Below are 1661 nucleotides of genomic sequence, written 5' to 3'. Positions count from 1 at the left end.
ATGCAACACCGAAGGCAAAAATATTAATTGGTGCAATCGGATCTGAGATTCTTGCGTCCCCAGAGATGACTGCCAAATGGGAGCAGCGCCTTAAAGACATTTCAAATGGTGAGGCCTCCCCAAAGCAATTTATGGAGCTGACAAATAAAATGGTGTCGCACATTATTGAAGCATCTGTAAAAAATGCCGGGGAATGGGCATTTAATGAAGAAGATAAGGAAGGCTTTACACCAGGTAAATCGAAGCAAAAGAAAGCAACTGCCATTGGGAAATGCAAATTTTGTGAAGGCAAGGTCATTGATAAAGGAAAGTTTTATGGCTGCACGAATTTTAATAAAACGAAATGTAATTTTACTATCTCTAAAAAAATTATGGGTAAATCCATCACACAAAAGTTACTTAAGCAGCTGCTCCAGGAAGGTGCGACAGAATTAATGGATGGTTTCAAAAGCAAGGAAAAAACTTTTTCGGCAAAACTTATGTGGGATGATAAAGAAAAGAGAGTAAAGTTTATGTTTCAGAACCAATAGCGTCAATATTAGCCATTGAATTCCTTGTTTCACTATGATGAATGTAGTAAACTTTTTAAAGGCCTTAAGATAATTATATGATATTAACTTTGTCACCTGCTTGTAAATATAGGCACTTTGCATAGTCAATTTCATATAATGAAGTATACGAAAAATAGGACAAAGATATTTGGCCAGTTCATATGGGAGGGTATTCGATGCCAACACCTAGTATGGAAGACTATATCGAACAGATTTACATGTTAATTGCCGAGAAAACATATGCCCGTGTTTCAGATATAGCAGAAGCTCTTGCAGTACATCCCTCCTCTGTAACAAAAATGGTTCAGAAGCTTGATAAAGATGGGTATCTAGTTTATGAAAAATACAGAGGTTTAAGTCTGACTTCAAAAGGTAATAAGATTGGAAAAAGGCTTGTATTTCGGCATGATTTACTGGAGCAGATGCTTCGTTTAATCGGGGTTAAAGAAGAAAATATTTACGGCGATGTTGAAGGGATTGAACATCATTTAAGCTGGGATGCAATCGACAGAATTGGAGATCTCGTTCAGTATTTTGAAGAGGATGCCGAGCGGGTTGAAGCATTAAGAGAGATTCAAAGACAAAACGAAGAGGAAGATCAAGAGGAAGCGCAAGAACACGTTAAAGAACAGGAACTAGAACAAGAGGAAGCACAATAACAAAAGCTAGCGCAAGAACAATGATAAGGACCTGCCTATGATGCAGGTCCTTTAATACATATCAGGCCAATCATTAAAAGATAGGGCTGTTTCAGGCACTAATATGGAAGAATTTCCATCCTGTCCATTTTGTATATTCACTCCAGCTATCTGTCCATTTTCTGCCTCTTGTAAAGCTTTTTGATATGAAATGATTCGTCCGCTTGATGTTTTAAAACTGATAATATCTCCAAAATAGTTTCTGTGTACAGCCACTAGCTGTTCTTCAAACATCGTTTCTCCTCCTTTGATTAGTCTTATTTTTCACAGTTATTGTATTTTTAAACAAAGGATTCGCTTTCTTAATAGAGAAATTATAAGGGAGAGACTTATATTTTATTTGTTCAATTTTTAATTGAGTGAAAGCGAGGGGAATTATGCAAAAGTTTGAATGGAGTAAAGAGGCTAAGAA

3 protein-coding genes are annotated in these 1661 nt (G+C 36.5%); 2 read left to right on the top strand and 1 reads right to left on the bottom strand.

The features are described 5' to 3' along the window. Both V7149_RS25770 and mntR read left to right on the top strand, forming a co-directional pair. Positions 1-530 (top strand): topoisomerase C-terminal repeat-containing protein (locus V7149_RS25770; protein WP_335348405.1); only part of this gene is annotated, 530 nt, incomplete at its 5' end. Positions 531-727: 197 nt separating this feature from the next. Beyond that, complete coding sequence (gene mntR, locus V7149_RS25765) at positions 728-1210, top strand: transcriptional regulator MntR (protein ID WP_335348404.1); 483 nt, start codon at positions 728-730, stop codon at positions 1208-1210. Between the two features lie 51 nt (positions 1211-1261). On the opposite strand, the gene V7149_RS25760 is transcribed toward mntR, so the two are convergent. After that, on the bottom strand, positions 1262-1483 hold the full coding sequence (locus tag V7149_RS25760; RefSeq protein WP_335348403.1) for a DUF3892 domain-containing protein: 222 nt from the start codon (positions 1481-1483) through the stop codon (positions 1262-1264). Positions 1484-1661: the final 178 nt, after the last annotated feature.

The sequence above is a fragment of the Bacillus sp. JJ1503 genome (assembly GCF_036965125.1).
GTDB lineage: Bacteria > Bacillota > Bacilli > Bacillales > Cytobacillaceae > Cytobacillus.
The sequence above is the reverse complement of the archived record's forward strand: the minus strand, read 5'-3'. Positions and strand labels throughout refer to the sequence as shown.